General features: G+C 45.3%; 5 protein-coding genes. 4 read left to right on the top strand and 1 reads right to left on the bottom strand.

Annotated elements, in window-relative coordinates:
* Positions 1-1,921, top strand: a 1,921-nt coding sequence (locus ACJ751_RS26140; protein WP_407748481.1) for an LTA synthase family protein, incomplete at its 5' end; no start/stop codon positions are given.
* A 97-nt stretch (positions 1,922-2,018) separates the two neighbouring features.
* Here ACJ751_RS26140 and uxuA read toward each other — a convergent pair.
* Positions 2,019-3,185: a mannonate dehydratase gene (uxuA, locus tag ACJ751_RS26145; protein ID WP_407748482.1), complete on the bottom strand. Its 1,167-nt coding sequence runs from the start codon at positions 3,183-3,185 to the stop codon at positions 2,019-2,021.
* A gap of 294 nt (positions 3,186-3,479) precedes the next feature.
* Between uxuA and ACJ751_RS26150 the strand changes: the two genes are divergently transcribed.
* The 3 genes from ACJ751_RS26150 to ACJ751_RS26160 form a co-directional block, all read left to right on the top strand.
* Entirely contained in the window at positions 3,480-4,523 is a 1,044-nt protein-coding gene (locus ACJ751_RS26150; protein WP_407748483.1) for a LacI family DNA-binding transcriptional regulator, read from the top strand.
* A 35-nt stretch (positions 4,524-4,558) separates the two neighbouring features.
* The gene (locus tag ACJ751_RS26155; protein ID WP_407748484.1) at positions 4,559-6,700 is read left to right on the top strand and encodes an alpha-glucuronidase family glycosyl hydrolase; all 2,142 of its coding nucleotides are present in this window, start codon (positions 4,559-4,561) and stop codon (positions 6,698-6,700) included.
* A 201-nt stretch (positions 6,701-6,901) separates the two neighbouring features.
* On the top strand, positions 6,902-7,170 hold a 269-nt coding region (locus ACJ751_RS26160), incomplete at its 3' end, for an SDR family oxidoreductase (protein ID WP_407748485.1).

Genomic DNA, 7,170 nt, shown 5'->3' on the forward strand with positions numbered 1-7,170 from the left:
ACTATTCCACTTCATACTGTTCTTCCTGGTTATCTCATTTATTACAAGAACCGTTTTACTGGCATGGTCATTTCACAAAGCAGATCCTGGTATTGTTTCCTGTTTGCGCATATATGGCCAGGGACTGATCTTTGATACCATAGTGGCCCTGTGCTTCTGCGTGGTGTATTCTTTATATTTATTGATACTGCCCCAACGCTGGAATACGTCCAGAGTTAATAAAGTAATAACCTATGCCGGCTTTTTTCTGACCGTGCTTATCATCATGTTCTCCTTCTTTGCCGAATTTGCGTTTTGGGATGAATTTGAAAGCCGGTTCAATTTTATTGCGGTAGACTACCTGGTATATACATTTGAGGTTATCAATAATATCAACCAGTCGTATCCCCTGCCCTGGCTTATCAGTGGCATGTTGTTGCTGACGGGGCTGGTGCTCTTTATTTTTTATAAAAGAAGGTTCTTTCAACAGAGTTTTAAATCTGATACTCCTTTTGCTACGCGCCTTTTATATACCGGCATGGTAATATTTGGTGCATTTATGGGCCTTTTGTTCATCTCCAATTCCTGGGCCGATGGACAACACAACCGGTATCAGAATGAATTATCGAAGGCAGGTATCTACTCCTTCTTTTCTGCTTTCAGGAATAATGAATTGAACTATTATGATTTTTATGCGAAGGAACCGGAAGAAAGCGCTTTTTCAATAGTACGTTCCGATCTGCAGGAGCCCAATTCGCCATTCATGGCGAACGGTTACACCATCAGGCGGCAAATAGCTAATGCCGGGATGGAGCAAAAGCCTAATGTGATAATGGTAACCATTGAAAGTTTCAGTGCCGATTTTATGGAACATTTTGGCAATACCAGCCACATTACACCGGTGCTCGATGCCCTGGCTGATTCGGCCATTCTGTTCACCAATATGTATGCAACAGGCACGCGTACCGTGCGGGGTATGGAAGCTTTGACGCTGTGCGTTCCACCCACCCCCGGTAATAGTATTGTGCGGCGCAGCGATAACCAGGGTTTGTTTACCGTTGGCAGCATTTTTAAAAAAGCAGGTTATTCCCGCTCATTCTTTTATGGGGGTGACGGTTATTTTGATAACATGAATAACTTCTTTGGCAGTAATGGATTCGATATAATCGATAAAGGCGGCCGGTTTGAACCGGGCGATCATTTCACCGGCGCCCGAAGTATTATTGATGACAAGAACATTCATTTTGCCAATGCCTGGGGCATTTGTGATGAAGACCTGTACGATGCAGTTATCAGGGAGGCTGATGAGCGTTATGCCAAACAACAGCCCTTTTTTGATTTTGTGATGACCACCAGCAATCACCGTCCTTTTACTTATCCCGATAAAAAGATCGATATCCCTTCCGGCTCAGGCCGGGATGGAGCCGTAAAATATACTGATTATGCCATTGGGGAATTACTGAAAAAAGTACGCACCAAACCCTGGTTCAATAATACGGTATTCATTTTTGTGGCCGATCATTGCGCCAGCAGCGCCGGTAAAAATGAGATCAATGTTTCAAAATACCATATTCCCTGTATCATTTATAATTTGAAAAACGATGCCAGTCACGTCATCGATAAACAATGTTCGCAGATAGATATGTTTGCCACCTTATTCGGTCTGATGAACTGGCAATACGAATCAAACTGGTATGGCAAGAATGTGTTGTTACCAACCTTTCAACCCAGGGCCTATGTTGCTACTTATCAAAAGCTGGGTTATCTGCAACACGACAGCCTGGTGATTGCCAGTCCGCAACAACAGGTTACCACCAGTATCTGGAATGCCAAAACAGATGAACAGCATGTTATAAAGAATGATTCAGCATTGAGCAGGAAAGCAATTGCGGCATATCAAACAGCCTATTATTTGTTTAAGCATGGGGGGATGAAAGAGTAGCAAGGCAGACGGCAGACAGGACAAAAGCAAAAAGCCCACACCGGTTACCGGAGTGGGCTTTTATGTTGTATTAACTTTGTCAACCTTATCAACCCCCTCAACTTACCTGCAAACTTCTAACAATTCCCAATTCTAACCCCCGCAACTCTGCTAATCCCCGTAACCGGCCAATGGCACTATAGCCCGGGTAGGTAGTTTTATTCAGGTCATCCAGCATCTGGTGACCATGATCGGGGCGCATGGGTAATGATACTTTTCTTTTTTGCATAACCAGCACCAGTTCTTTTATCACCGCATACATATCAACATCACCCGTGAGGTGATCGGCTTCAAAGAAGTTGCCGGCCCCATCTCTTTTTGTGCTGCGCAGGTGTACAAAATGAATGTGATCGCCATAGCGTTGTACTATGCCGGGCAAATCATTGTCTGTCCTTACACCCAATGAACCCGTGCAAAAACACAGACCGTTTGCTTTGGAAGGCACCGCCTGCAACAGATCTTTTACATCCTGTTCGGTGCTCATAATACGGGGCAATCCCAATACCGGGTATGGCGGATCATCCGGATGGATAGCCATTTTCAATCCACATTCCTCTGCCACAGGCACTACCTGTTGCAGGAAATAAAACAGGTGTGCTTTTAATTGCTGCGCATCGATGTGGCGATAGGTTGTCAATGCAGCCAGTACCTGCTCCTTCGTAAAAGGTTCATCACTGCCTGGCAGTCCCAACAAGGCATTGCGGTACAAGGTTTCTTTTTTCTGAGGTGTTATGCTGTCGAGATAATGCCTTGCGCCGCTCAGTTCTTCCTTTGTATATTCTTTTTCGGCACCCGGTCTTTCCAGCATAAACACATCAAAGGCAATAAAGGCCAGCCGTTCAAAGAACAGGGCCTTACTGCCATCGGGCATTTTATAGTTAATATCGGTTCTAACCCAATCAAGTATGGGCATAAAATTATAGGTGATAACCTGTAACCCACAGGCAGCTACATTACGCAGACTTTCCTTGTAGTTTTGAATGTACTGCTGGTAATTACCGGTTTGCTTTTTAATGTCTTCATGTACCGGTAAGCTCTCAATGACCGTCCAGCTCATGCCCGCCGCTTCGATCATGGCTTTTCGTTTGTTGATCTCGTCTACAGTCCATACATCACCCACGGGAATGTGGTGCAGGGCCGTTACTACTCCGGAACATCCTGCCTGCCTGATATGTTGTAATGGAACGGGATCATTAGGCCCGAACCAACGCATTGTATACTCCATAGTGATCTTAATTCTTAATTTGTTTTCTATTCAGTTCGTTAGTTATTAAGTTTTTAAGTTATTGGCGTTAAGCCTTCCGTTCAGCGAACTTTGCCCTTTACCCTTTGCCCCATTCCTCCTGCCTGCTGCTTTTGTCCTGAGCATGGTATTCAACCCTTTTTATCTACATGGCAATCAATCGATAAACAATTCCTGACACTAATTTAACCAGAAAAATGAGACGATGTAACCGATTACATTGTTTTTTAAAAAATAATTTTATTCTACCTTTACTATCAACGTGTAAGCGATTGTATGGAAAAACCCAAAGAAATAACGATTTACGACCTTGCCCGTAAATTGAATATCTCAATAGCTACGGTAAGCCGGGCCCTCAAAGATGACCCTGTTGTAAGCAAAAAAACCAGGAAGAAGATCTTCGAGCTGGCTGAAGAAATGGGTTACAGATATAACCATTTCGCGCGCAACCTTCGGGAGCAGCGTACCTATACCATCGGGGTGATCATTCCGCGGCTCAACAGTTATTTCATGAGCACAGTGATTGCCGGTATTGAAAGTGTTGCCAATAACGAAGGCTATACGCTTATAATCAGTCAATCGTCTGAGTCGGCAAGTAAAGAGGTAGACAGTGCCAAAACTATGTTCAATAACCGGGTGGATGGCCTGCTGGTATCCCTCGCTTATGAAACAGACGATCTCTCCCACTTTGATCAATTCATTAAAAAGAACGTTCCCCTGATATTTTTCGATCGCGTGGCCGAACATCCTGATTTCACCAGTGTATTGATCGATAACCGCAAAGGCGCCTACGAATCAACCAGCCATTTGATAGCCCAGGGTTGCCAACGCATTCTACATATTACTGCCACGCCAAAACGAAATGTGTATCTTGACAGGCTGGCTGGTTACAAACAGGCGCTGGCCGATCACCAGCTGACTTTTGATGAAAAATATATTCTAATCAATAACCTGAGCCGGGAAGCCGGCGTGCAGGCAGCTACAGCTATTTTGCAGATGAACCCGTTGCCCGATGCCGTTTTTGCCGCGAATGATAACTGTGCCGTTGGTTGTATGGTGGCTTTGAAAAAAGCTGGCATCCGCATTCCGCAGGACATTGCTTTTGTAGGGTTTAACAACGACCCCGTGTCAACTGTGGTTGAACCTAATTTAACAACCATTAATTACCCCGGCTATAAAATGGGTGAAATGGCAGCCGCCAGTTTAATCAATCATTTAAATGGCGTGAACAGCATTGACGCTACCAATACCATTTTATTACGGTCAGAACTGATAATAAGAGCATCTTCATTGAAGGCAAATTCAGGAATACAGTTATAAGCCATAAGCAATACACTCAGACCTAACATTACCATATGAAACAAAGGCTCCTAATTATATTCGCCGTTCTCATTTATAATTCCGTATCCGCGGAAGACGGGTATCGCTTGTGGTTACGCTACAATACAATCGACAACCCCTCTTTACTACAACAATACCGGCAACAGATCACCAGCATCAATTGCCAGGCTGATGAAGCAAAACTGCTTGCAGCCAAACAGGAATTGCAAACCGGGTTATCCGGTTTACTGGGTAAAAAGGTACCTGTACAAACAGCTGTTATTAATGGAACTGTTTTATTGGGACTACCTGCGCATTCACCGGTTATTCGCAAGCTGGTAGGCGATACCGCACTGGCGCGTCTGGGCGATGAAGGCTTTATAATCCATACGGTGAAATATGAAGGGAAGAACGTTACGCTCATCACCGCGAATAAAGAAGCGGGCATACTTTATGGCGCTTTTCATTTTTTACGATTGCTGCAAACCCAGCAATCCATCCAGCAGTTGTCGATAACCAGTGTACCTAAAATAAAACTCCGGTTACTGAATCATTGGGATAACCTGAACCGGACTGTAGAGCGGGGTTATGCCGGTTGTTCCATTTGGGACTGGCAACGTTTGCCCGGTTACATCGACCAGCGGTATATTGATTATGCAAGGGCGAATGCCTCTATCGGCATCAATGGCGCCGTGCTTACCAATGTAAACGCAAATGCCATACTCTTAACAGAAGAGTGGTTGCAAAAAGTAGCGGCGCTGGCCAATGTTTTCAGGCCATACCATATAAAAGTATACCTCACAGCCCGTTTTAGCGCACCTGTTGAGATCGGTAAACTGAAAACAGCCGATCCCTTAAATGAAGAAGTAAGAAAATGGTGGAAAGATAAAACCGACGAGATCTATAAATACATCCCGGACTTTGGCGGTTTCCTGGTGAAAGCCAATTCTGAAGGACAACCGGGCCCGCAAAATTACAATCGTACCCATGCCGATGGTGCCAACATGCTCGCTGATGCAATGGCTCCTCATGATGGTATTGTAATGTGGCGTGCATTTGTGTACAGCAGCGAAACTCCTGAAGACAGGTTCAAGCAAGCGTATAATGATTTTAAACCACTCGATGGGCAGTTCAGAAAAAATGTATTGGTGCAGGTAAAGAATGGGCCCATCGATTTTCAACCGAGGGAACCTTTTCATCCATTGTTTGGTGCTATGCCGCAAACCCCGTTGATGATGGAATACCAGCTCACGCAGGAGTATCTGGGTTTTGCCACCCACCTGGTATACCTGGCACCCCTGTTCAAAGAAGTGCTGGACGCCGACACCCATGCAAAAAATAATAGTACTGTAGCGCAAATAGTAGATGGCGCCACCGATGGCCATACCCTCAGCGGCATGGCAGGCGTTTCGAATATTGGCAGCGATATCAACTGGACGGGTCATCCTTTTGGCCAGGCCAACTGGTATACGCTGGGGCGCCTGGCCTGGGACAATACCTTAACTTCGGCCCAAATTGTCAGCGAGTGGCTGCGGCAAACCTTTACCAATAAACAGGCTTTTGTTGATACGGTTCAACAACTCATGCTTGCCTCAAGGGAAATACAGGTGAATTACATGACGCCGCTTGGTCTGCACCATATTATGGGTTATGGACATCATTACGGTCCGGCCCCCTGGTACAACAAAGCGCCGCGTGCCGACTGGAACCCGGTATATTTTCATAAAGCAGACTCCATTGGTATTGGGTTCGATCGTACCGCCAGGGGCAGTAACGCCCTGGCGCAATACCAGCCGGCTGTGCGGCAGCAATTTGAAAATTTGGCTACCTGTCCGGAAGCTTTTTTATTATGGTTTCATCACGTTCCCTGGGATTATAAAATGCATTCCGGCAAAACGCTGTGGGAGACGTTGTGCGATAAATATTACAGTGGCGTTGATTCCGTACGTTGGATGCAACGCAGCTGGGATGGAATGAAAAATTATATCGATGCCGGGCGGTTCAATGAAGTGAAGCAACTGCTGGCCATTCAGGAGCAGGAAGCCGTGTGGTGGCGCAACGCCTGTTTATTGTATTTTCAAACCTTTTCCAATAAACCTATTCCGGCCAAATATGAGCAACCGGATCATACGCTGGCGTATTATGAAGGGCTGGAATTTCCGTATGCACCGCATTGAGGAGTTGATCAGTTGACGAGTTAACAAGTTGATAGAGTTGATGGGGTTGATAGAGTTGATAAAGGGCGATAAGACGAGTGAGAGAAGAAAACAGTAAAGAATATTACCCCATCGCGAGTCCTTTCACGTTTGACGTTTCACGATTCACCATTGACCACAAAACCTACAATTTAAAATTAAAGATTGTTAAACTTAGAATAAATGAACTCAAGTAATCAAACAGTAGCTATAGTAACCGGAGGGGGTTCTGGCATTGGCCTGGCCATTGCAGAGAAATTTGTGCAGCACAATATCACTACGGTCATTGTAGGCCGTGACCAGGAAAAGCTGCACCAGGCCAAACAAAACCTGGGTAACCTCTGCGTGCCCATCGCCGCTGACCTGAGCGATCTGGAAGCCATACCCACACTGGTAAAACAGATAATAACGCAACTCGGTCATATTGATATCCTGGTGAACAATGCCGGTAT

This window comes from Niastella sp. (assembly GCF_045805085.1).
Lineage (GTDB): Bacteria > Bacteroidota > Bacteroidia > Chitinophagales > Chitinophagaceae > Niastella.